Annotated in this window: 19 protein-coding genes; 9 read left to right on the top strand and 10 right to left on the bottom strand. The window is 64.5% G+C overall.

Annotation, left to right across the window (positions count from 1 at the left end; all coding sequences use genetic code 11):
* The first annotated feature begins 35 nt into the window (after window positions 1-35).
* On the top strand, window positions 36-806 hold the full coding sequence (locus tag Amn_RS22610) for a TIGR01458 family HAD-type hydrolase (RefSeq protein ID WP_182575222.1): 771 nt from the start codon (window positions 36-38) through the stop codon (window positions 804-806).
* Here the strand turns inward: Amn_RS22610 and Amn_RS22605 are convergent.
* The gene (locus tag Amn_RS22605) at window positions 803-1,783 is read right to left on the bottom strand and encodes a GlxA family transcriptional regulator (protein WP_182575221.1); all 981 of its coding nucleotides are present in this window, start codon (window positions 1,781-1,783) and stop codon (window positions 803-805) included. The genes Amn_RS22610 and Amn_RS22605 overlap by 4 nt on opposite strands.
* 76 nt (window positions 1,784-1,859) lie before the next feature.
* On the opposite strand from Amn_RS22605, the gene bcoG reads away from it, so the two are divergent.
* From bcoG to Amn_RS22575, 6 genes are all read left to right on the top strand, one after another.
* A complete protein-coding gene (gene bcoG / locus Amn_RS22600; protein ID WP_154386402.1) occupies window positions 1,860-2,777 on the top strand; it encodes a 3-dehydrocarnitine:acetyl-CoA trimethylamine transferase BcoG in 918 nt (305 codons plus the stop codon).
* Between the two features lie 37 nt (window positions 2,778-2,814).
* Window positions 2,815-3,906: a carnitine 3-dehydrogenase gene (locus tag Amn_RS22595; protein WP_286292048.1), complete on the top strand. Its 1,092-nt coding sequence runs from the start codon at window positions 2,815-2,817 to the stop codon at window positions 3,904-3,906.
* Between the two features lie 3 nt (window positions 3,907-3,909).
* Window positions 3,910-5,073 (top strand): acyl-CoA dehydrogenase family protein, encoded by a 1,164-nt coding sequence (locus Amn_RS22590; RefSeq protein WP_182575219.1) that lies wholly within the window; start codon window positions 3,910-3,912, stop codon window positions 5,071-5,073.
* An 81-nt stretch (window positions 5,074-5,154) separates the two neighbouring features.
* Window positions 5,155-7,284, top strand: coding sequence for an acetate--CoA ligase family protein (locus Amn_RS22585; RefSeq protein ID WP_286292045.1), 2,130 nt, complete (start codon window positions 5,155-5,157; stop codon window positions 7,282-7,284).
* A 13-nt stretch (window positions 7,285-7,297) separates the two neighbouring features.
* Window positions 7,298-8,080 (top strand): carnitinyl-CoA dehydratase, encoded by a 783-nt coding sequence (locus Amn_RS22580; RefSeq protein ID WP_286292044.1) that lies wholly within the window; start codon window positions 7,298-7,300, stop codon window positions 8,078-8,080.
* Between the two features lie 76 nt (window positions 8,081-8,156).
* Window positions 8,157-9,098: an alpha/beta hydrolase gene (locus Amn_RS22575; protein WP_286292042.1), complete on the top strand. Its 942-nt coding sequence runs from the start codon at window positions 8,157-8,159 to the stop codon at window positions 9,096-9,098.
* Between the two features lie 147 nt (window positions 9,099-9,245).
* Here Amn_RS22575 and Amn_RS22570 read toward each other — a convergent pair whose 3' ends face one another.
* The 9 genes from Amn_RS22570 to puuE all read right to left on the bottom strand — a co-directional run bounded on the left by Amn_RS22570 (window position 9,246) and on the right by puuE (window position 20,048).
* Complete coding sequence (locus tag Amn_RS22570; protein ID WP_067958010.1) at window positions 9,246-10,904, bottom strand: ABC transporter ATP-binding protein; 1,659 nt, start codon at window positions 10,902-10,904, stop codon at window positions 9,246-9,248.
* On the bottom strand, window positions 10,897-11,727 hold the full coding sequence (locus Amn_RS22565; protein WP_067958014.1) for an ABC transporter permease: 831 nt from the start codon (window positions 11,725-11,727) through the stop codon (window positions 10,897-10,899). The genes Amn_RS22570 and Amn_RS22565 overlap by 8 nt, the downstream gene beginning before the upstream one ends.
* A gap of 10 nt (window positions 11,728-11,737) precedes the next feature.
* Entirely contained in the window at window positions 11,738-12,697 is a 960-nt protein-coding gene (locus Amn_RS22560) for an ABC transporter permease (RefSeq protein WP_067958016.1), read from the bottom strand.
* 15 nt (window positions 12,698-12,712) lie between these two features.
* Window positions 12,713-14,296, bottom strand: a complete 1,584-nt coding sequence (locus tag Amn_RS22555) for an ABC transporter substrate-binding protein (protein WP_067958019.1) — start codon at window positions 14,294-14,296, stop codon at window positions 12,713-12,715.
* A gap of 142 nt (window positions 14,297-14,438) precedes the next feature.
* Window positions 14,439-16,439: a CocE/NonD family hydrolase gene (locus Amn_RS22550; protein WP_286292034.1), complete on the bottom strand. Its 2,001-nt coding sequence runs from the start codon at window positions 16,437-16,439 to the stop codon at window positions 14,439-14,441.
* 191 nt (window positions 16,440-16,630) lie between these two features.
* Window positions 16,631-17,224: a nucleoside deaminase gene (locus tag Amn_RS22545; RefSeq protein ID WP_067958024.1), complete on the bottom strand. Its 594-nt coding sequence runs from the start codon at window positions 17,222-17,224 to the stop codon at window positions 16,631-16,633.
* Window positions 17,225-17,227: 3 nt separating this feature from the next.
* On the bottom strand, window positions 17,228-17,728 hold the full coding sequence (locus Amn_RS22540; RefSeq protein ID WP_067966167.1) for an ureidoglycolate lyase: 501 nt from the start codon (window positions 17,726-17,728) through the stop codon (window positions 17,228-17,230).
* 23 nt (window positions 17,729-17,751) lie between these two features.
* A complete protein-coding gene (locus tag Amn_RS22535; protein ID WP_067958025.1) occupies window positions 17,752-18,597 on the bottom strand; it encodes a bifunctional allantoicase/(S)-ureidoglycine aminohydrolase in 846 nt (281 codons plus the stop codon).
* A gap of 17 nt (window positions 18,598-18,614) precedes the next feature.
* Window positions 18,615-20,048 (bottom strand): allantoinase PuuE, encoded by a 1,434-nt coding sequence (puuE, locus tag Amn_RS22530; RefSeq protein WP_067958028.1) that lies wholly within the window; start codon window positions 20,046-20,048, stop codon window positions 18,615-18,617.
* A gap of 180 nt (window positions 20,049-20,228) precedes the next feature.
* Between puuE and uraH the strand changes: the two genes are divergently transcribed.
* Both uraH and xdhA read left to right on the top strand, forming a co-directional pair.
* Window positions 20,229-20,594, top strand: coding sequence for a hydroxyisourate hydrolase (gene uraH, locus Amn_RS22525; RefSeq protein ID WP_067958031.1), 366 nt, complete (start codon window positions 20,229-20,231; stop codon window positions 20,592-20,594).
* Window positions 20,595-20,597: 3 nt separating this feature from the next.
* Window positions 20,598-22,079 (top strand): xanthine dehydrogenase small subunit, encoded by a 1,482-nt coding sequence (xdhA, locus tag Amn_RS22520; protein ID WP_067958035.1) that lies wholly within the window; start codon window positions 20,598-20,600, stop codon window positions 22,077-22,079.

Here is a 22,079-nt window from a genome sequence, read left to right as displayed (position 1 = left end):
TTGACGAAGCCAGGGCGGTCGGTCAGCCTCCTTGCATGATACGCGCGGTGCTGCTCGATCTCTCGGGCGTCGTTTATGACGGCGACACGCCGATACCGGGCGCGGTCGCTGCCATCGGGCGGCTCCGCGCCGAGGGCTTGCCGATCCGCTTCGTCAGCAACACGACGCGTTCATCGCACGGGGCGATCATTGCACAACTTGCCAACCTTGGCGTCTCCGTCAGCAGTGACGAGCTGTTCACGCCGGCGCGTGCTGCGGTCGATTGGCTCGCCCGCGGAGGCTGCGCGCCCCATCTCCTGGTGCATCCCGACCTCGTGCCCGAATTCGCCGGCAACATGTTCGGCGACAGGAAGGCGGTGGTGGTTGGCGATGCCGCCGAGGCCTTCACCTATGCAGCGATGAACGCCGCCTTCCGCCAGCTGATCGACGGTGCTGAGTTTCTCGCGCTTGCCGTCAACCGCACCTTCAAGGATGCCGATGGCGGGCTCAGCCTCGATGCGGGCGCCTTCGTCGCGGCGCTCGAATTTGCGGCCGGCAAGCAGGCGACGGTGCTGGGCAAGCCTGCGCGGGACTTCTTCCATGCCGCGTTGGCCGGGTTGGACTGCCTGCCGGGACAGGCGGTGATGGTCGGCGACGATGCCGAAAGCGATGTTGCGGGTGCCTTGAGGGCGGGTGTCGGCTCGGCGCTTCTGGTGCGCACCGGCAAGTATCGCGCCGGCGACGAAAGCCGCCACGCGCCGCATCCGAATGCCGTCGTCGACGATCTCGCGGCGGCGGTCGAGTGGATTCTCGCCCGCCGGGGCTAACCCTTGCGCATTCTCACCGGTGGTGTGCCGAATGCATGCGAGAAGCTGCGCGAGAATGCGGCAGCCGATGAAAAGCCGGTGCGCTCCGCCACTTCGGCCATGCTGACACGCGTGTCGACCACCAGCCGCCTGGCCGCGTTCAGTCTCAGCCTGAGATAATAGGCGCCGGGCGTCTCGCCGATCGAGCCGCGGAAAATGCTTTCGAGCGTGCGTGCCGTCACGCCCGCACGCCTTGCGATTGCTGCAATCGTCAGCGGCTGGTCGACATGTGCTTCCATCAGCCGGATCGCCTGGGCGAGGCGCGGGTCGTAGCCGTCGAGCCGGCCAAGCGAGACCAGCGGCTGCGCGTCGGTGGCGGCACGCGACTGGTCGTAGATGAAGACGCTGGCGACATCGAGCGCGGTGGCCATGCCGAGCCGCGAGCGCACCAGATGCAGCATCAGGTCGAAGGTCGGAGCCGCACCGCCCGAGGTGAAGACAGGGCCGTCGATGATGTAGCGGTCGGGGCGGACCTCGACGTCGGGGAAGGCGGCGGCGAAATCCTCCATGTCTTCCCAATGGGTGGTGGCGGCACGGCCTTCCAAAAGCCCGGCACGCGCGACCAGCCAGGTGCCGGCCTCGATGCCTCCGGCCGCTCGCGCCTGGCGGGCACAGCGCCTGATGCCGCCGAGCAGCTTCGAGGTGGTGTAGCCTTGGGTGCCGAAGCCGGCGATGACCATCAGCACGTCGCAGGGCTCGTCTGGGTCGAAGGCGCCGGATACCGCTACCGGCAGGCCGCAGGTGGTGATCGCCGGCTCGCCCGTGGCGGATACCAGCCGAAAGTCGAAATGCGTCTCACCTGATATGCGGTTGGCCGCACGCAGCGGGTCGACGGCTGATGCCACGCACATGATCGACGCGCCGGAGAAAACCAGCATCGTCACCTTGAGCGGCGAGCGCTCCTCGCGAAAGATTGTCGGCTTTTCGCTTTTTGCCATTTGGCTTTCGTAAAACGCAAAACAAGACGACGCAAGCGGCGCAATGATCCGTCAAGTTTCGTAAGGGAGGAATGCGATGCCGCTCGAGATGAACCGTGAGGTTTTCATTACCTGTGCCGTTACCGGGTCCGGCGGCACGCAGGATCGCAGCCATCTGGTGCCGCGTTCGCCCAAGCAGATCGCCGACTCGGCTATCGAGGCAGCCAAGGCCGGTGCTGCCATCGTCCACTGCCACGTCCGCGACCCGGAGACCGGCAAGCCGCGCCGCGACATCCATCTCTACCGCGAGGTGACCGAGCGCATCCGTGAAGCCAATGTCGACGTGGTGTTGAACCTCACCGCCGGCATGGGCGGCGACATGGTGTTTGGCGGCGTCGAAAGCCCGCTGCCGCTCAAGGAAGCCGGCACCGACATGGGCGGCGCCACCAACCGCGTCGAGCATGTGCGCCAGTGTCTGCCGGAGATCTGCACGCTCGACTGCGGCACGATGAACTTCGCCGAGGCCGACTACGTCATGACCAACACGCCGGGCATGCTGCGCGCCATGGGCGGCATGATGACCGCGATGGGCGTGAAGCCCGAGATCGAGGCCTTTGACACCGGTCATCTATGGTTTGCCAAGCAGCTGGTCGAGGAGGGCGTGCTTGCGCCCGACGCGCTGGTGCAGCTGTGCATGGGCGTGCCGTGGGGTGCGCCCGACGACCTCAATACCTTCATGGCGATGGTCAACAACGTGCCGAAGAGCTGGACCTTCTCGGCCTTCTCGCTGGGCCGCAACCAGATGGCCTATGCGGCCGCAGCGGTGCTGGCCGGCGGTAATGTGCGCGTCGGCCTCGAGGACAATCTCTGGCTCGACAAGGGCGTGCTCGCCACCAATGCGCAACTGGTCGAGAAGGCGGTCGCCGTCGTCGAGACCCTGGGCGCGCGGGTCATCGGACCGGAAGAGGTGCGTAAGAAGCTCAACCTCGTCAAGCGCGCGCCGCTGGCGGCCTGATGGCCGCAAGTCCAAATCTGCCGGGAGGGGCATGTTCATGAACACAATTTCCAAAGCAGCCGCCATTGGCGGCGGGGTGATCGGCGCGGGCTGGGTGGCGCGGCTGCTGCTCAACGGCATCGACGTGTCGATCTTCGATCCCGACCCGGAGGCAACCCGCAAAGTCAGCGAGGTGATGAAGGGGGCGCGCCGCGCCTACAAGCAGATGGTGCCCGGCGGGCTGCCCAAAGAAGGCAAGCTGACCTATGCCAAGACAATTGCCGAGGCGGTGGCAGACGCCGATTTCATCCAGGAAAGCGTGCCTGAGCGACTCGATCTCAAGCACAAGGTGCTGGCCGAGATCGACATGCACGCGCCAGCCAATGCGATCATCGGCTCGTCGACCTCGGGCATCAAGCCGTCTGACATGCAGGTGGCGATGAAGAATCACCCTGAAAGACTGGTTGTCGGCCATCCGTTCAACCCGGTCTATCTTCTGCCGATCGTCGAGATTGTCGGCGGTATCAAGACGTTCCCCGAGGCCATCGAGGTCGCCAAGGAGATCTATGCTTCGATCGGCATGAAGCCGGTTGTCATCCGCAAGGAGATCGAGGCCTTTGTCGGCGACCGCCTGCTCGAAGCGGCCTGGCGCGAGGCGCTGTGGCTGATCAAGGACGGAATCTGCTCGGTCGAGGAACTCGACGACATCATGCGCTACGGGTTCGGCCTGCGCTGGGCCCAGATGGGCATGTTCCAGGTCTATCGCATTGCCGGCGGCGAAGCGGGCATGCGCCACTTCATGGCCCAGTTCGGGCCCTGCCTGCAGTGGCCGTGGACCAAGCTGATGGATGTGCCGGAGTTCAACGACGAACTCGTCGACCTGATCGCCGGCCAGTCCGACGACCAATCAAGCAAGTGGTCGATCCGCGAGCTGGAGAAGATCCGCGACGACAATCTTGTCGCGATCATGGATGCGCTGTCGAAGCAGAACAAGGGCAAGGGCTGGGGCGCCGGCGCGCTCTACAAGGACTACACCAAACAGCTCGCCGCCCAGGCCAAGCCGAAGGTCTCGAAGGCCGCCGAAAAGGCCAAGGCGAGCAAGCCGGCTAAGAAGGCTCTGAAAAAGGCTCCGGCCAAGAAGAAGGGCTAAGCCATGCATTTCGGTCTGTCCGAGGAACAGCAACTCATCGTCGACACGACGCGTGCCTTCGTCGAGAACGAGCTCTATCCGCATGAGCAGGAGGTCGAGCGCACGGGTCATCTCAGGCGCGAGCTGATCGAGGACATCAAGGCAAAGGCGATCACGGCTGGGCTTTATGCTGCCAACATGCCGGCGGATGTCGGCGGTGCCGGGCTCGATACGCTGACCTGGCTGCTTTACGAAAAGGAGCTCGGCCGCGCCAACTATGCGTTGCACTGGACCTGCGTGGCGCGCCCGTCCAACATCCTGCTCGCCGGCACGTCGGAGCAGCGCGAGAAGTATCTTTTCCCTTGCATCCGCGGCGAGAAGTCGGACTGTCTAGCCATGACCGAGCCGGGTGCGGGTTCCGACCTGCGCGGCATGAGAGCGACTGCCGTCCAGGATGGCAGCGACTGGGTGCTCAACGGCACCAAGCATTTCATCTCCCACGCCGACATTGCCGATTTCGCCATCGTCTTCATGGCCTCGGGCGAAGAGGACAGTCCGCGTGGAAAACGCAAGAAGATCACCGCGTTCTTCGTCGACAAGGGCACGCCTGGCTTCACCGTGCGCGACGGCTATCGCAACGTCTCGCATCGCGGCTACACCAATTCGGTGCTGGAGTTCGACGACTGCCGCCTGCCGGCGAGCCAGGTCCTTGGCGAGGTGCACAAGGGTTTTGAAGTCGCCAACAGCTGGCTGGGCGCAACGCGCCTGCAGGTCGGCGCCACCTGCCTCGGCCGCGCCGAACGCGCATTGAACCATGCCGTCGAATACGCCGCCCAGCGCCAGCAGTTCGGCCAGCAGATCGGCAAGTTCCAGGGCGTGTCGTTCAAGCTGGCCGACATGGCGACCGAGCTCAAGGCTGCCGAGCTGATGGTGATGGAGGCAGGCTGGAAATACGACCAGGGCACGGTCACCGACCAGGACATGGCGATGGCCAAGCTCAAGGCTACCGAGATGCTGGCATTCGTCGCCGATGAAGCGATCCAGATCCACGGCGGCATGGGCCTTATGGACGACCTGCCGCTGGAGCGCATCTGGCGCGACGCCCGCGTCGAGCGCATCTGGGAAGGCACTTCGGAGATCCAGCGCCACATCATCTCCCGCGCGCTGCTCAGGGCGGTGGGCGGATGATCTCGGGGCTGCGCAGGCGGCAAAAAAGTTTGACCTTGCTCTTCGGGGCAAGGTGGCCCGCAGGGCCGGGTGGGGGTGGAAATGAGTAGCTCGACTTTGACCACCTCCACCCCGAAGCCAGCAGGGCGAACGCGGCTCGAGCGTTTGCTGCGACCGAAGTCGATTGCCGTTTTCGGCGGCTCGCAAGCCGCCGCCGTGGTCAAGCAGTGCCTGAAGATGGGCTTTGCCGGCGACATCTGGCCGGTGCATCCGACAAAGGGTGAGGTCGAGGGCATCAAAACCTTTCGCTCGGTGGCAGAGCTGCCGGCGGCGCCCGACGCCGCCTTCGTTGGCGTCAACCGCTTCCTGACCATCGAGGTGATCGCGCAACTCGCCGCGCGTGGCGCGGGCGGGGCGATCTGCTTTGCCTCGGGCTTCCTCGAGGCAGGCAACGACGATGCCGATGGTGAGCGGCTGCAGACCGAGCTGGTAACGGCCGCCGGTGCGATGCCCGTCATCGGACCCAATTGCTATGGCCTGATCAACTATGCCGACGGCGCACTGTTGTGGCCCGACCAGCACGGTGGCCAGAGGCTCGCGCCTGAGGGGCGCGGCGTTGCCATCATCACGCAATCGTCCAACATCGCCTGCAACCTGACCATGCAGAAGCGAGGCTTGCCGGTAGCCTTCCTGATGACGGCCGGCAACCAGGCGCAGACCGGCCTCTCCGAGATGGCGTTGGGCCTGATCGAGGACGAGCGCGTGTCGTGCCTCGGCCTGCACATCGAGGGTTTCGACACGGTCGACGGCTTCGAGCGGCTGGCTGTGCGCGCACGTGAACTGAACAAGCCGATCGTCGCCATGAAGGTTGGCCGCTCCGAGCAGGCGCGCAAGGCGACGATATCGCACACCGCGTCGCTCGCCGGCTCCGACACCGCGTCGGATGCCTTCCTCAAACGGCTGGGCATCGCCCGTGTCGATACCATCCCGTCACTGCTCGAAACGCTGAAACTGCTGCATGCCTTGGGACCACTGCCCGGCTTCACGCTGTCGTCGATGAGTTGTTCGGGTGGCGAGGCCTCCGTCATGGCCGACAGTGCCGAGGGCCGGCGGGTGCGTTTCCCGGCGCTTAAGCCTGACCACTATGCGCGGATAAAATCGACGCTCGGCGCTTTTGTGGCGGTCGCCAATCCGCTCGACTACCACACCTTCATCTGGAACGACGAATCGGCGATGACGGCCACTTTCACCGCCATGGCATCTGATAGCTTCGACCTCAACATGCTGGTGCTCGACTTCCCGCGTAACGACCGTTGCTCGGATGCCGACTGGTGGCCGACGGTGCGCGCCTTCGAGGCGGCGCTGAAAGCCAATGGCGCGTCTGGCGCGGTGGTGGCGTCGATGTCGGAGAACCTGACCGAGGAGCACGCCGCCGACCTGTTTGCGCGCGGCATCGTGCCGTTGCAGGGCATAGCGGAGGCGATGGACGCGGCAGAGGCTGCCGCGTTTGTCGGCGAGGCGTGGCGTAGGCCGGTTGCTGCGGCGGTAGGGCGTGGTGCTGATGCATCCCGCTCCGGCCAAAGGCTAGAAAGGGGCGACGCCAAGGCGATATTTGACGAAGCCGCTGCCAAGTTCCTACTGCGCGACGCCGGCCTGGCCGTGCCGAGCGGTCGTCGCGCGGCAAGCGTTGCGGAGGCCATAGCGGCTGCGGAGTCGCTGGGCTATCCGGTTGCGCTCAAGGCGCTCGGCGTGACCCACAAGAGCGAACTCGGTGCCGTCAGGCTCAACCTGCGGACCGGCGAGGAGGTCCACGCGGCGGCTGCAGCCCTTTTGCTGCTCGGCTCCGGCCTCTATGTCGAAAAGATGGTCTTGGGCGGTGTGGCCGAGCTGATCGTCGGTGTCACCAGCGATCCGCTGTTCGGGCCCGTCATGACCATCGGCAGCGGCGGTGTACTGGTCGAGCTGATGAAAGACAGTGCCACGCTGCTTTTGCCCGCCTCGCGCGGCGAGGTTGCAGCGGCGCTCACGGGGCTGAAGATGTCCCCGTTGCTCCAAGGCTATCGCGGCCGCGCCAGGGCGGATGTCGGTGCCGCAATCGATGCGATCATGGCCATATCAGGCTTCGTGTCCCATCATGGCGATGCAATCGAGGAACTCGATATCAATCCGCTGATCGTCTGTGGTGAAGGGCAGGGCGCCTGGATTGCGGATGCGCTGCTGGTGACGGCCTAGAGGGAGAGAAAAAATGTCCGATGTCGTGAAAACCCGTCGCGAGGGTGCGATCCTCGAAGTTACGCTCGACCGGCCCAAGGCCAATGCCATCGATCTCGCGACGTCACGGCTGCTGGGCGAGACCTTCAAGACCTTTCGCGACGATGACGGCCTGCGCGTCGCCATCGTCAGGACGGCGGGGGAAAAATTCTTCTCGGCCGGGTGGGACCTGAAGGCCGCCGCCAGTGGCGATGCGGTCGACGGCGACTACGGCGTCGGCGGCTTCGGCGGGCTGCAGGAACTGCGTGACCTCAACAAGCCGGTGATTGCCTGCGTCAACGGCATGGCGGTGGGCGGCGGCTTCGAACTGGCGCTGTCCTGCGACCTGATCTACGCCTCCGAGCATTCGAGCTTCGCACTGCCCGAGATCCGCGCGGGCACGCTTGCCGACGCCGCGACCATCAAGCTGCCCAAGCGCATTCCCTACCACGTGGCGATGGACCTTCTGCTCACCGGCCGCTGGATGGACGTCGCTGAGGCGCATCGCTGGGGCATGGTCAACGAGGTGCTGCCGGCCGACAGGCTCGAGGATCGTGTCTGGGAGATCGCCCGCCTGCTCGCCGGCGGTCCGCCGCTGGTCTTCGCCGCCATCAAGGAGGTGGCGCGCGCGGCCGAGGGCACCTGCTTCCAGGAAACGATGAACCGCATCACCAAGCGGCAATTCCGAACGGTCGACGAACTCTACGCCTCGGAGGACAATCTCGAAGGCTTCAAGGCGTTTGCGGAGAAGCGCGATCCGGTGTGGAAGGGGAAGTAGGGAAGCCTAACGTCATGGTCGAGTTCCGTCATGCCCCCACGAGGCGCGCGCAGGAGTGCTACCGGAGCCTGCGCCAATGACCGATTACAGCAAACTCATCGATGCCGAGACCTGGGCCTTCATCGAGCGCACCAACGCCTGTTATCCGCCCGATACCATCGACTACACCATTGTCCAGCAGCGTGAGATCTACGATCGCATGTGCCGGGAATTCTTCGCCGGCTATCCCGAGGGCGTGTCGGCCGAGACGACGGCAATCACGGCGCCAGCTCACGACGTGCCTATCCGCATCTACCGCCTGGCCGGCAAGGCGCCGGAAGCGGTGGTGCTCTATTTCCATGGCGGCGGCTTCATCCTCGGTGGGCTCGACAGCCATGACGATGTCTGTGCCGAGCTGTGTGGCCGCACCGGCTACGACGTCGTGTCGGTCGACTACCGGCTGGCGCCCGAGCACCGGCATCCGGCTGCTTTCGATGACGCCATGGCCGCCTTCGAATGGGCTACGGCCAAATGCAGCCAGCCAATCGTGCTCGCCGGCGACAGCGCCGGCGGCAACATTGCCGCCGCCGTCAGCCACGCGACGCGCGGCCACAAGCGTCGTCCGGTCGGGCAAGTGTTGGTCTACCCGGGCCTTGGCGGCGATCGCGTACGCGGTTCCTACGTCGTTCACGCCGAGGCGCCGATGCTGACCATGCGCGACCTCGAATTCTACAAGGACATCCGCACCGGTGGCGAGGACCGCACCGGCGACATCACCCTGTCGCCGCTGGCCGACGCCGACTTCGCCAATTTGCCGCCGACAGTCGTCGTCACGGCCGAATGCGACCCGCTGTCGTCTGATGGTGAGGCCTATGGCGAACGCATTGTTGCCGCTGGCGGCAAGGCCTTCCGGCACGAGGAGCCGGGATTGGTGCACGGCTATCTGCGCGCTCGCCACACCGTCGGCCGCGCCCGGGCAAGTTTCACGCGCATCGTCGATGCTGTGGCGGCGCTGGGGCGCGGTGAGTGGGTATGGTGATTGGCTTCCTTCTCCCCGTTCACGGGGAGAAGGTACCGGCAGACGGATGAGGGGCGGCGCCACTTCCTCAAACGTGGAGCTGCCCTTCACCCAACCGCTGCGCGGCCACCCTCTCCCCGTGAACGGGGAGAGGGAAGGGCCTCCGCTTCAATTCCCAGCGCTTGCCATCCTGCGTCCGCCGATCGCCTTTTCCAGCCAGCCGATCTCCATCTCCGGCACCGACGACAGCAGCAGGTCGGTGTAGGCGTCGAAGGGCGGCTTCAGCACTTCGGATTTCGGCCCGTAGCGGACCACTTCGCCGCGATACATGACGGCGATGGAGTCGGCGATCGACTTCACCGTCGCCAGATCGTGGGTGATGAACAGATAGGCGACGCCTTCCTCGGCCTGTAGCCCGAGCAGCAGCTTGAGGATGCCGTTGGCGACCAGCGGGTCGAGGGCGCTCGTCACCTCGTCGCAGATGATCAGTCTCGGTTTGGCGGCAAGCGCACGGGCGATACAGACGCGTTGTTTCTGGCCGCCGGAGAGCTCGGCCGGGTAGCGATCGATGAAACCGCGCCCCATCTCGATCTTGTCGAGCAGTTCGGCGACCTTGGCATCACGCTCCTTGCCGCCCATGCCGAAATAGAACTCCAGCGGACGGCCTATGATGGTGCCCACGGTTTGGCGTGGGTTCATCGCCACGTCGGCCATCTGGTAGATCATCTGCAACTCGCGCAGGTCGTCGCGGCTGCGGTCGGCGAGACGGTTGCCGAGTGCGCGCCCGGCAAAGGTGATGCTGCCTTCCTCGGGCGGCAAAAGGCCTGTTATGGCGCGCGCCAGGGTCGACTTGCCAGAGCCGGATTCGCCGACGACGGCGAGCGTCTGGCCGGGCAGGATGTCGACCGAGACGTTCTTCAGCACCTTGATCTTGCCGCCGCCATAGGCGGCCGTCACGTTCCTGACCGACAGGAAGGGGGAAGCGCCCGGCTTCTTTTCCTCGTGCGCGATCTCGTGCACCGAGACCAGCGCCGAGGTGTATTCCTGGCGCGGCTCCTTGATGATCTGCTGCGTGCCGCCCCATTCGACCAGCTTGCCGTGGCGCAGCACCATGATCTCGTCCGAGACCTGGGCGACGACGGCAAGGTCGTGGCTGATGTAGAGGGCGGCGACACCGGTGTCGCGGATCGCCTCCTTGATGGCGGCAAGCACGTCGATCTGGGTGGTGACGTCGAGCGCCGTCGTTGGCTCGTCGAAGACGATCAGGTCAGGCTCAGAGCACAGCGCCATGGCGGTCATGACGCGCTGCAACTGGCCGCCCGAGACCTGGTGGGGGAAGCGCTTGCCGATGTTTTCCGGATCGGGAAGGCTGAGCTTCTTGAACAGCGCAACCGCGCGCCGCTCGGCCTCTGCTCGGCTCGACACACCGTGCAGGATCGAGGCTTCGATCACCTGGTCCATCAGGCGATGCGCCGGGTTGAAGGCCGCCGCCGCCGACTGCGCGACATAACAGACCTCGCGCCCGCGCAAAGCGCGGATGCCTTGCGTGCCGCCCTTTCGGATGTCGCGGCCGTTGAGGATGATCTCGCCGCCGGTGATCTTCACGCCGCCGCGGCCATAAGCCATGGACGACAAGCCGATCGTCGACTTGCCGGCGCCGGATTCGCCGATCAGGCCGAGCACCTTGCCCTTTTCGAGCGTCAGCGACACGTCGTGCACCAGCGTGATGGTGCGTGGCGCTTCGCCAGGCGGATAGACCTTGGCCTCGATCCTGAGGTCGCGGATGTCGAGCAGTGGGCCAGAGCCGTTCGCAGGTGCCTTAGCCATTGCCGCGTCCTCCCTTGAGATCGGTGGTGCGGTTGAGCACCCAGTCGGCGACGAGATTGACCGAGATGGCAAGCGCTGCGATCGCGGCGGCCGGTATCAGAGCTGCCGGGATGCCAAAGACGATGCCGTCCTTGTTTTCCTTGACCATGCCACCCCAGTCGGCATCCGGCGGCTGCACGCCGAGGCCGAGGAAGGACAGTGCCGACAGGAACAACACGGCATAGATGAAGCGCAGACCGAGTTCGGAAATCAGCGGTGACAGCGCGTTGGGCAATATCTCGCGGAAAATGATCCAGCCCTTGCCTTCGCCGCGCAGCTTGGCTGCCTCGACGAAATCCATGACGTTGATGTCGACGGCCACCGCCCGCGACAGGCGGTAGACACGGGTGGCGTCGAGGATGCCCATGACCAGGATCAGCGTCACCAATGTCGATGGCAGCACCGACAGCACGACGAGCGCGAAGATCAGCGTCGGAATTGCCATCAACAGATCGACGAAGCGCGACATGCCCGTGTCGAACCAGCCGCCGACGACGGCCGCGGTGAAGCCGAGGATCGCGCCCAGCGAAAACGACAACGCCGTCGCCATCACGGCGATGAAGATCGTCGTGCGCGCGCCGAAGATCATGCGCGAGAGCAGGTCGCGGCCAAGATTGTCGGTGCCGAGCAGGAACTGCGACGACATCGGGGCCCAGACGTCGCCGACGATCTCGCCCAGGCCGTAAGGTGCGATCAGCGGCGCGAAGATCGCCGCAATCAGGAACAGTGCGGTCAGCACCAGCCCGATCGCGGCGCCAAGGGGAATACGTTTCAGGTCAAGCATGGTGCGCCCCTCACTTCGGATGCCTGAGGCGCGGATTGGCCACGATGGCGGCAATGTCGGCGATGATGTTGAGGCCGATATAGACGGCAGCGAAGATCAGCCCGACTGCCTGCACCACCGGCACGTCGCGCTTGGCGACATGGTCGACCAGGTATTGCCCCATGCCGGGATAGACGAAGATCACCTCGATGACGACGACGCCGACGATGAGGAAGGCGAGGTTGAGCATCACGACGTTGATGACCGGCGCAATCGCATTGGGGAAGGCGTGCTTGCGGATGATCTCGAAGGGCGACAGGCCCTTGAGCTCGGCGGTCTCGATATAAGCCGACTGCATGACGTTGAGGATAGCCGCCCGCGTCATGCGCATCATGTGGGCGAGCACCACCAGCGTGAGTGCGGTCGCCGGCAGGGCGATGGCCTTCATGCGCTCAAGGAACGGCATGCCGTCATAGACGGTGGAGATGCCGGGGAAGATCTGCCACTTCACGGCGAAGAAGTAGACGAGCAGGTAGCCGACGAAAAACTCCGGCAACGAGGTCGAGGCCAGCGCCAGGCCGGAAATGGTCTTGTCGATCCAGCCGTTGCGGTAGCGCACGGCAAGCAGGCCGAGGATGATGGCCAGCGGGATCGACACGATCGCCGCCCAGAAGGCGAGGAACAGCGTATTCCACAGCCGGCCGCCAATGGCGGTGGCAATGTCCTGCCGGCTCGAGAGGGCGGTGCCGAGGTCTCCGGTCAAGACGCCGCCGAGCCAGCGGAAATACCTGACATAGGCGGGCGCGTTGAGGCCGAGTTCCTCGCGCAGATTGGCGAGCGCCTGCGGTGTGGCCGACTGGCCGAGAATGGATTGGGCGACGTCGCCGGGCAGGATCTGGGTGCCGGCGAAGATCAGGACCGAAACGGCCAGAAGCAAGAGAAGGCCCAGCGCAATGCGCTGGGCGATCAGTTTCAGGATCGGATTGGACATGCGCTCAATGCCCTATCAGGCGTTGAGCCAGCACTTGGACAGTGCGTAGCCGCCCATCATCTCCTGGTTGCCGTCATCGACCCAGCCGCCGACTTTGGCGCTGGTGGCGTCGATGAAGTCGTTGAACATCGGCGTGATGACGCCGCCTTCGTCGCGCACGATCTGGCCCATGTCGGCATAGATCTTCTTGCGCTTCTCCGGATCGAGTTCCGAACGCGCGGCAAACAGCATCTTGTCGAAGTCCTCGCGCTGGAAGCGCGTGTCGTTCCACTCGGCCTTCGAATAATAGGCGGTCGAGTACATCTGATCCTGCGTCGGGCGTCCGCCCCAGTAGGAGGCCGAGAAGGGCTGCTTGTTCCAGACTTCCGACCAGTAGCCGTCGCCGGGCTCGCGCTTGACCTCGAGCGTGATGCCGGCCTTGGCGGCGCTCTGCTGGTAGAGTTGGGCGGCGTCGACAGCACCTGGGAAGGCGACGTCGGAGGTGCGCAGCAGCACCGAGCCGGAATGGCCCGACTTCTTGTAGTGGAAGGCGGCCTTGTCGGGATCGAACTTGCGCTGCTCCATTTCGGTGAACAGCGGATAGGCCTTGTTGATCGGCGTGTCGTTGCCGACCGAGCCGTAGCCCATCAGGATCTTCTGCAGCATCTCCTCGCGGTCGAGCGCGTATTTCAGCGCCAGCCGGAGGTCGTTGTTGTCGAAGGGCGCGGTGTTGCAATGAGCGATGAAGACGTAGTGGCCACGGCCGGCGACATTGCGGATGACAACGCCCGGTACGCGCTTGATCAGCTCGACGATCTTCGGCTCGACGCGGTTGATGATGTCGACCTGGCCACCCTGCAATGCAGAGGTGCGAGCCGTGGCATCGTTGATGACGATGATCTCGATCTGGTCGGCAAAGCCGCGGTCGTCGCGCCAGTAGTTGGCGAACTTCTCGCCGCCGAGGCGCACGCCGGCCTCGTTGACGGTGATCTTGTAGGGGCCGGTGCCGATGCCGGCGTCGGGCTTGTCCTTGCCGCCATTGGGCTGGATCATCAAATGGTAGTCGTCGAGCAGGAAGGGCAGGTCGGCGTTGGCGTCCTTCAGTTCGAAGATGACGTTCTGGCCGTCGGCCTTGACCGAGGCGATACCGCCCATCAGGCCGAGCGCGCCGGACTTCGCCTTCTCGTCGGAGTGGCGTTCGATGGTGGCCACGACGTCAGCCGGCGTCATCTCCTGGCCGTTGTGGAACTGCACGCCCTTGCGGATCTTGAAGGTCCAGGTCTTGGCGTCGTCGGACGCGCCCCATTCCTCGGCCAGCGCCGGCTTGGGCTCGCCCTCGGGCGAGATCTGCACCAGCTGCTCGCCCCACTGGCGGCCGAAGAAATAAGGCACCTGGCTCGACCAGGATGCCGGGTCGAGGCTGTCGGTGGCCGCACCACCCTGCATGCCGGCGCGCAGGATGCCGCCTTTCACAGGACCTTCGGCCTTGGCGGCGCTGGCCAGCAACGAGTTGGCGAAGGTTGCCGTGACGCCCAAGGCCGCGGCGCGGCCCAGGAAATCGCGACGGTTCAATTTGCCCGCAGCGACTCGGCGGCTCAGATATTCCAGTTCATTTGACATTGGAAAGGCTCCTCACTCTGGCGGTCGTTATTGCTCGACTTCTGGTGGCAATATTGACCGTAACGTAAGGGCATCGGCAAGGCCGAATGCGACATCGAGTGGCGCATTCGCCATGTCGCATTCGGAACAGTCGTTCTGAACGTCAGATGTGGTCGCGAGCGACGATCTCGCTGAGATTGCGCTCGAAAACCAGAATCTCGCCTTCATAGGCCTCGATGCGGCCGGTGAGATGGAAATTCTCACCGTCCGAACGCATGGTGGTGAAGGTTTCGGTCCTGACCGACCAATTGTCGCGTTTCAGCGTCTGGGCCCAATGGGTCTCGCCATGGGCCGCGAGAGGGTCGGCAGGATCGATGCTCCAGGACTCGCGGGCGACCTCACCGACCGCCAGTCCATGGTCGAGATCGCGGGTCTCGCCGAAGTCGTCGACGATGCGAAGAGTGACCTTGCCGTCCGCGCGTTCGACCTTGCGGAGGTGGCTGTCCTCGCGCAGTGTTTCGATCTGCCAGGGGGTGGCGCCCTCCGGTTCCTGGAACGTCCATTCGTCGCCTTTGCCCGAGGCCCGCACCGGCAGCTCGATCGCGCCACCGTGGATCGTCAGCGTCACCTCTTCCGGCGATGGCCAGACCAGCGGCCAGTAGGTCGAGGATATGGAGACGCGCAGCCGGTTACCTGCAGCGACGCGGTAGGCGATGTCGTCGAGCTTGAATGCGATCTCCATCGTCTCGCCTGACACCACGTCCTCGGGGAACTCATGGCTGTTGCGCTGGCAGAGGTTGAGCACGCCATAGGTGACACGCGTCGAGGCACCGTCGGGCTGGACGTCGCACAGGCGCACCGCCACCATCGCACGCCGGCGGTCGGCGGCTAGCTTCAGCCGGATGACCGGGCTGCCGACGATGTCGAGCGGTGCCTCGAGTGCGGCACCGTCGAAGCAGGCCGACTTGGCGTCGTCGGCGCGCTGGTCTCCCGGCAGTTCCGGCCCGAGCCAGATGGCGCAGTATTCGCCACCATCCATGCCGCAATCCTGCGGCGAGTTGATCGACACCGGCGCCTCCAGCTCGACGCCCTCGGCCAACATGCCGTTGGTGCCGAGCGCCAGGGTCCTGGTCGCGATCTCTGGCGAAGGCCATTGCCGCTCGGCGATCCAGCGGCCCTGGCGCTCCAGATACCACTCGCGCGGTGGCTCGGACTCCATGAGGTAGAGCCGCATCGCCGGATCGTCTTCGACGCCGGTCTCCCTGCCCTTCAACCAGTGGTCCCACCAGCGCAAAGCCTCTTGCAGGAAGCCGATGGCCGGCTTCGGCACGGCGAAATGCGGATATTTGTGCACCCATGGCCCGGCGATGCCCTTGACCGGCGCCTTGAGGTTGCTGACCAGGCGCGAGACGGTGTTCTTGTAGGAGTCGCCCCAGCCGCCGATGGCGAGCACGGCGGCCTTGATGGCCGAGTAGTCCTCGTTGACCGAGCCGCGCTTCCAGTAGGCGTCGCGACGTTGGTGGTTCAGCCAGTGTGCGGGCAGGAAGGGCTCATGCTCCAGCCGGTCTAGCCACATATCGCGCCACTTTTCACCGACCAGCGCCGGATCCGGCGGCCTGGAGGAGTAGGACAGCATGGTTGCGCCCCAGCCCATGTTCTCGTTCAACAGCAGGCCGCCCTTGTAGTGGATGTCGTCGGCGTAGCGATCGTCGGTCGAGCACAGCGTGATGATCGCCTTCAGCGCCTTGGGCTGGAGGGCCGCCACCTGCAGGCCGTTGAAGCCGCCCCAGGAGATGCCCATCATCCCGACCTTGCCGTTGCACCAGGGCTGGCTTGCTGCCCAGGCGATGACGTCGCAGGCGTCCTGCCACTCCTGGTCGGAGTATTCGTCGTCCATCAAGCCTTCGGAATCGCCGTTGCCGCGCATGTCGACGCGGATCGAGGCATAGCCGTGGCCGGCGAAATAGGGATGGGTCAGGCAATCACGCGTCGTCGTGCCGTCGCGCTTGCGGTAGGGCAGGTGCTCGAGGATGGCGGGCACCGGGTCCTGGTCGGCATCGGCCGGCATCCACACCCGCGCCGACAGCCTGACACCGTCGGGCATGACGATGCCCATGTCGGGAAACTCGACGATGTCGCGCGGAAATTCGGTGATGGTCTTCATGCTTGGCTCCCTGCGACGTCGCTACGGCGCCGCGCGTTCTGCGACGCGCAAAGGAACGCTGTAGCGCTTAAGTCTGTGCATGATCCTTGGCCGAAAATCGACCTCGATTTTCGGGGTCATGCACTCGGCAGGGTGCCAAACGCAAGGGGTGTTGCATGAGCCAGAGAGCGGATGTCTCTGGCCTGTCCGCGTCAGTTCAGCGGGATGTCGTTGTCGGCCTTGCTCTCCTGGTAGGTCTCCGACATCTCGTCGTAGCGCTTGGAGATTGTTGCGACGCGCTCCTCCAGCCGCTTGCGGTCGGCCTCGGGTAGCTCGCGCACCAGCTTGCGCAGCGAAAAGCTCTTCCAGTAGGCGTTTTCGGCGTTGTAGCCGCCTGGTTCCAGGGTGAAGACCTCTTTCAGGATCTTGAGGTCATGCGGGATGGCGAAGCTGTCGCGCGAATCCTCGTGGCTGAAGAGATAGTAGAAATTGTCGAAGCCTGCCCAGGTGATGGCCGACAGGCACAGCGAGCAGGGTTCGTGGGTCGACAGGAAGATCAGATCCTTGGTCTCGGGGCGGGTTGCCTTGGGCATCTCGTAGAAGCGCTTCAGGCAATGCATCTCGCCATGCCAGAGGGGATTCTCGAGTTCGTTGTTGGTCTCGGCGAGGATGAGCGAGCGATCGTCCTTGGCAAGCAGTGCCGCGCCGAACAGCTTGTTGCCCTTCGTCACGCCTTCGGCGGTCTTGGGCACGATGTCGTATTCGATGACGTCGAAGAGGCGTTCGATGAGGGAGAGTTCGGCCATGTGTCAGAAGCCTTCCGGAAGGGTGATTTCGTAAGGGTGTGAGAAATGGAACTCTTCGAGATTGGGGCCCGTGCCGCCGCGGTCGACGACGACGAAGTCCTGGCTTTCACCGATCGGCGTCAGCACGCCGTGCCAGAGATTGCTGGGATAGTTGACGCCCTGGCCGGGTGCGGTGATGAAGGCGTGCGGCTCACCCGGGCCGTCGCCGACGTCGTGGCAGACGACGACGAGGTAGGGGCGCGGGGTGAGCGGGATGAACGCCTGGCTGCCGAACGGGTGGCGCTCGACCATGGAAAGCTTCAAGGGAAATGCGTAGGGCGTTCCCTTGAAGATGTTGATGATGACGTGGCCGTCCGGACCGGCGGCCTCGGCGCGGGCGAGCGCATGGTAGCGCTCGCATTTGCCTGAATTGATCGGGTAGTGTGTGTCGCAGTTGGTGTCGATCACCTCGCCGAACTCGGCGAAGTTCTCCCGCGTCAGCGGCTTGGCGACGATCCGCTTCATCTCACCCGACATGGCTTTGGTCCTTAGCGGCGGCGCGTGGCGTTAAAGGCGCCGAGCTGCATGTGGCGGTTGACGTCCTTGTAGAGCAGGTAGCGGAACTTGCCAGGGCCACCGGCATAACAGGCTTGCGGACAGAAGGCGCGCAGCCACATGAAGTCGCCGGCCTCGACCTCGACCCAGTCGTTGTTCAGCCGGTAGACCGCCTTGCCCTCGAGCACGTAGAGGCCGTGCTCCATGACATGGGTTTCGGGGAAGGGAATGATGCCGCCCGGCTCGAAGGTGACCACAGTGACATGCATGTCGTGGCGCAGGTCGTTGGGGTCGACGAAGCGTGTGGTCGCCCAGGCGCCGTTGGTGTCGGGCATCGGGTTGGGCGCGATGTCGTTTTCGTTGAGGAACAGTGGATCGGGCGTGTCGAGGCCGTCGACATACTCATAGGCTTTGCGGATCCAGTGGAACCGCGTGGTTTCCGAACCGGTGTTACGCATCGTCCACTCGCTCGCCGGCGGCAAATAGGCATAGCCGCCCGGCGTCAGCACATGGCTCTTGCCCGCAATCGTGACCGTCACTTCGCCTTCGACGACGAAGAACACGCCCTCGGCGCCCGCGTCCGGCTCCGGCCTATCGCTGCCGCCACCAGGCTGCACTTCCATGATGTATTGCGAGAAGGTCTCGGCGAAGCCCGACAGCGGGCGGGCGATCACCCACGCGCGCGCCTTGTCCCAGTGCGGCAGGAAGCTGGTGACGATGTCCGAAAACTCGCGCTTCGGGATCACTGCATAGGCTTCGGTGAAGACGGCGCGATCGGTGATCAGATCCGTCTGGGGAGGCAGGCCGCCTTTCGGCGCGTAGTAGGAGCGTTTTGTCATGGTTTCTGACGGGGGTCTCAGCGGGGAAGGAGGTCGTGAAGTCGATACCAGGCGATACGTTCCACCTGCTTGCAGGCAGTCAGGAATTCCTGGTCGCGGTTGTTGGCGATGCGGGTCTCGAATGCCTTGAGGATGCTTGCCTTGTCATTGTCGCGCACGGCGATGATGAAGGGGAAGCCGAACTTCTCGACATAGGTGGTGTTGAGCTCGGTGAAGCGGGCGCGCTCGGCGTCGGTCAGCGCGTCGAGACCGGCGGAGGCCTGCTCCTTCGTCGACTCCTCGGTCAGGCGCTTGGCCTGGGCCAACTTGCCGGCAAGGTCGGGGTGGGCGGTCAAAACACCGAGCCGCTCCGACTCACTCGCCGAGCGGAAGGCGCGGGAGAGTGCGTTGTGCAGGCCGCCGGCGCTGTCGTGCGCCGGACCGAGCTCGAATTCGAAAGCGCGCTCGGCGATCCAGGGCGAATGCTCGAAGATCGAGCCGAAGCGCTGGACGAACTCATCGCGGCCCATGCGCGAGGGACGCAGCGCCTGTGGCTGGTAGGGGTGGGTGTCGCGCCAGTGCTGGGCGATGTCCTGGCGGCGGGCCAGCCAGACCTTGTCGTGACCCTGTACATATTCGATGAAACGGCGCAGCGCCTCGGCGCGGCCGGGGCGGCCGACGAGGCGGCAGTGCAGACCGATACTCATCATGCGCGGTCGGCCAGCGGCACCCTCGCGATAGAGCGTGTCGAAGCTGTCCTTGAGATAGGCGTAGAACTGGTCGCCCGAATTGAAGCCTTGGGCTGTGGCAAAACGCATGTCGTTGGCGTCGAGCGTGTAGGGGATGACCAGTTGCGGTGAAATCGCGTTGCCGTGGCCGTCATGGTCGAGCCAGTAGGGCAGCTCGTCGTCATAGGTGTCGGAAATCCACTCGAAGCCGCCTTCGGCAGCGGCGAGCCGCACCGAATAGACCGAGGTGCGGCCGAGATAGAGGCCCTTGGGGCGTTCGCCGACCACTTCGGTGTGCAGGCGTATAGCTTCGATCAGGTCGGCGCGTTCGTCGGCTTCCGCATGATCGCGGTAGTCGATCCAGCGCAGGCCGTGAGAGGCAATTTCCCAGTCGGCATCCTGCATCGCCGCGACATGGTCGGGCGAACGTGCAAGGGCTGTCGCCACGCCATAGACGGTGACAGGAACATTGGCTTCGGTGAATATGCGGTGGAGCCGCCAGAAGCCGGCGCGGGCACCGTATTCGTAGATCGATTCCATGTTCCAGTGGCGCTTGCCCGGCCATTGTGCCGCGCCGACCACCTCCGACAGGAACGCTTCCGAAGCGGCGTCGCCATGCAGGATGTTGTTTTCGCCGCCCTCTTCGTAGTTGACCACGAACTGCACGCAAACATTCGCGTCGCCAGGCCATTGCGGGTGGGGTGGGTTTGCGCCGTAGCCGCGCATATCTCTTACGTAACGCATGTTCCCTCAAAACCGGATTCTTGCCGGGCACTTGAGCAGAATAACGAAAGGTGCGTCAGACATTCCCTCGAAAAATTTTGAAAGTCTTTTTGTAGTGCTCTGCTCGACCGCACCTTATGCAATGGCCTTAAATGGCGCAAAATCCATGACGATGGCGTTCAGCGCCAATAGGGAGAGCGAATGACAAAGGCCGAAGGCGGACGCCTCACAACCCATGTCCTTGATACTGCGACCGGAAAGCCTGCCGAAGGCCTGGTGGTTTCGCTGTTCCGGATCGACGGCGACGCACGCACGCTGCTGAAGACGGTCGCGACCAATTCCGACGGACGCTGCGATGCGCCGCTTCTGGCCGGCGACGAGTTCCGGGCCGGGGAGTACGAGTTGATCTTCGCTGCCGGCGATTATCTCCGTGGCCTGGGCACCGAGCTGCCGAAGCCGGCTTTCCTCGACATCGTGCCGATCCGCTTTGGCATGGCCGAGCCGACGCATTATCATGTGCCGCTGCTGATTTCCCCCTTCGGCTATTCCACCTATCGGGGCAGTTGAGCCATGACGATGGTCAAGACACGCAATCACATCCGCTTCATCCTCAATGGCGAGGACATCAAGCTTTCCGATGTCGCTCCAGACGCTACACTGCTCGACTATCTCCGCCTGCAGCGTTCGCTGCGCGGCACCAAGGAGGGCTGCGCCGAAGGCGACTGCGGCGCCTGCACGGTGCTGGTCGGCCGGCTCTCCGGCGGCAAGCTCACCTATGAAAGCGTCAATGCCTGCATTCGCTTCATGGGCTCGCTCGACGGCTGCCATGTCGTGACTGTCGAACATCTCGCCGGCGGCGGCGACCGGCTGCACCCCGTTCAGCAGGCGATGGTCGATTTCCACGGCTCGCAATGCGGGTTCTGCACGCCTGGCTTCGTCATGTCGCTCTATGGCCTGTGGATGAAATCGCCGGAGCCTTCCGACGCCGAGATCGAGAAGTCGCTGCAGGGCAATCTCTGCCGCTGCACCGGCTACGAGGCGATCATGCGCGCAGCACGCGCCATTTCCGACTATGGCAAGGTCGCCAAGGATCCGCTGCTGGTCGAGCGCAAGGCGATCACCGCACGGCTCGAAGCCTTCCGTGACGGCGTACGCGTCGAGGTCGGGGAAGGCAAGGACCGCTTCGTCATCCCGGCAACTGTCGACGATCTCGCCGCCGTGCTCGAAGCAGAGCCGACAGCGACCGTGGTCGCCGGCTCGACCGATGTCGGCCTCTGGGTCACCAAGCATATGCGCAAGATCGCGCCCGTCGTCTTCATCGCCAACATCGAGGGCCTGCAGGGCCTGTCACATGACAGGGGCGTAATCACGATCGGCGCCGGCGTCACCTATACCGAAGCCTTCGAGACGCTGTCGAAGCACATTCCGGCGCTTGGCCCGCTGATCGACCGCATCGGCGGCGAGCAGGTGCGCAACATGGGCACCATTGGCGGCAACATCGCCAATGGCTCGCCGATCGGCGACACGCCGCCGCCCTTGATCGCGTTGGGCGCGACGCTCACGCTGCGCAAGGGCAAGACACGGCGGACGATTTCGCTGCAGGACTTCTTCATCGCCTATGGCAAGCAGGACCGCGCGCCGGGCGAGTTCGTCGAGGCCGTGCATGTGCCGGTGCCGTCGAAGGGCGTCCATTTCGCCGTCCACAAGATCACCAAGCGCCGGGACGAGGACATCACCGCAACACTCGGCGCCTTCTGGCTGAGCCTTGCCAAGGATGGCACCGTCGCCGAAGCCCGCATCGCCTATGGCGGCATGGCGGCGACCCCGAAGCGCGCTAGCGCGGTCGAAGCGGCCCTGGTCGGCCAGCCCTGGACCGAAGCAACGGTGGAGGCAGCTATGGCCAAATACGCCGAGGACTTCACGCCGCTGACCGACATGCGCGCCACCGCCGAATACCGCGCGCTGGCGGCGAGGAACCTGCTGTTGCGTTTCTACATGGAGACGACAGACACCAAGGCGCCGTTGACGGTGTCGAGATACGAGGCTGCGTGA

It is taken from the genome of Aminobacter sp. Y103A, from assembly GCF_030294925.1.
GTDB lineage: Bacteria > Pseudomonadota > Alphaproteobacteria > Rhizobiales > Rhizobiaceae > Aminobacter > Aminobacter ciceronei.
Note: the sequence above shows the minus strand (reverse complement) of the source record. Positions and strands in the feature narration are given on the sequence as shown.

What these genes read in the sequence shown, in the direction of transcription:
- Amn_RS22580 (WP_286292044.1), top strand. Translation starts at nt 7,298, where the DNA reads ATGTCCGATGTCGTGAAAACCCGTCGCGAGGGTGCGATCCTCGAAGTT.
- Amn_RS22540 (WP_067966167.1), bottom strand. Translation starts at nt 17,728, where the DNA reads ATGAAGCGGATCGTCGCCAAGCCGCTGACGCGGGAGAACTTCGCCGAG.
- xdhA (WP_067958035.1), top strand. Translation starts at nt 20,598, where the DNA reads ATGACGATGGTCAAGACACGCAATCACATCCGCTTCATCCTCAATGGC.
- Amn_RS22575 (WP_286292042.1), top strand. Translation starts at nt 8,157, where the DNA reads ATGACCGATTACAGCAAACTCATCGATGCCGAGACCTGGGCCTTCATC.
- Amn_RS22610 (WP_182575222.1), top strand. Translation starts at nt 36, where the DNA reads ATGATACGCGCGGTGCTGCTCGATCTCTCGGGCGTCGTTTATGACGGC.
- Amn_RS22585 (WP_286292045.1), top strand. Translation starts at nt 5,155, where the DNA reads ATGAGTAGCTCGACTTTGACCACCTCCACCCCGAAGCCAGCAGGGCGA.
- Amn_RS22595 (WP_286292048.1), top strand. Translation starts at nt 2,815, where the DNA reads ATGAACACAATTTCCAAAGCAGCCGCCATTGGCGGCGGGGTGATCGGC.
- Amn_RS22570 (WP_067958010.1), bottom strand. Translation starts at nt 10,904, where the DNA reads ATGGCTAAGGCACCTGCGAACGGCTCTGGCCCACTGCTCGACATCCGC.
- Amn_RS22565 (WP_067958014.1), bottom strand. Translation starts at nt 11,727, where the DNA reads ATGCTTGACCTGAAACGTATTCCCCTTGGCGCCGCGATCGGGCTGGTG.
- Amn_RS22545 (WP_067958024.1), bottom strand. Translation starts at nt 17,224, where the DNA reads ATGGCCGAACTCTCCCTCATCGAACGCCTCTTCGACGTCATCGAATAC.
- Amn_RS22535 (WP_067958025.1), bottom strand. Translation starts at nt 18,597, where the DNA reads ATGACAAAACGCTCCTACTACGCGCCGAAAGGCGGCCTGCCTCCCCAG.
- bcoG (WP_154386402.1), top strand. Translation starts at nt 1,860, where the DNA reads ATGCCGCTCGAGATGAACCGTGAGGTTTTCATTACCTGTGCCGTTACC.
- Amn_RS22555 (WP_067958019.1), bottom strand. Translation starts at nt 14,296, where the DNA reads ATGTCAAATGAACTGGAATATCTGAGCCGCCGAGTCGCTGCGGGCAAA.
- Amn_RS22590 (WP_182575219.1), top strand. Translation starts at nt 3,910, where the DNA reads ATGCATTTCGGTCTGTCCGAGGAACAGCAACTCATCGTCGACACGACG.
- Amn_RS22560 (WP_067958016.1), bottom strand. Translation starts at nt 12,697, where the DNA reads ATGTCCAATCCGATCCTGAAACTGATCGCCCAGCGCATTGCGCTGGGC.
- Amn_RS22550 (WP_286292034.1), bottom strand. Translation starts at nt 16,439, where the DNA reads ATGAAGACCATCACCGAATTTCCGCGCGACATCGTCGAGTTTCCCGAC.
- puuE (WP_067958028.1), bottom strand. Translation starts at nt 20,048, where the DNA reads ATGCGTTACGTAAGAGATATGCGCGGCTACGGCGCAAACCCACCCCAC.
- uraH (WP_067958031.1), top strand. Translation starts at nt 20,229, where the DNA reads ATGACAAAGGCCGAAGGCGGACGCCTCACAACCCATGTCCTTGATACT.
- Amn_RS22605 (WP_182575221.1), bottom strand. Translation starts at nt 1,783, where the DNA reads ATGGCAAAAAGCGAAAAGCCGACAATCTTTCGCGAGGAGCGCTCGCCG.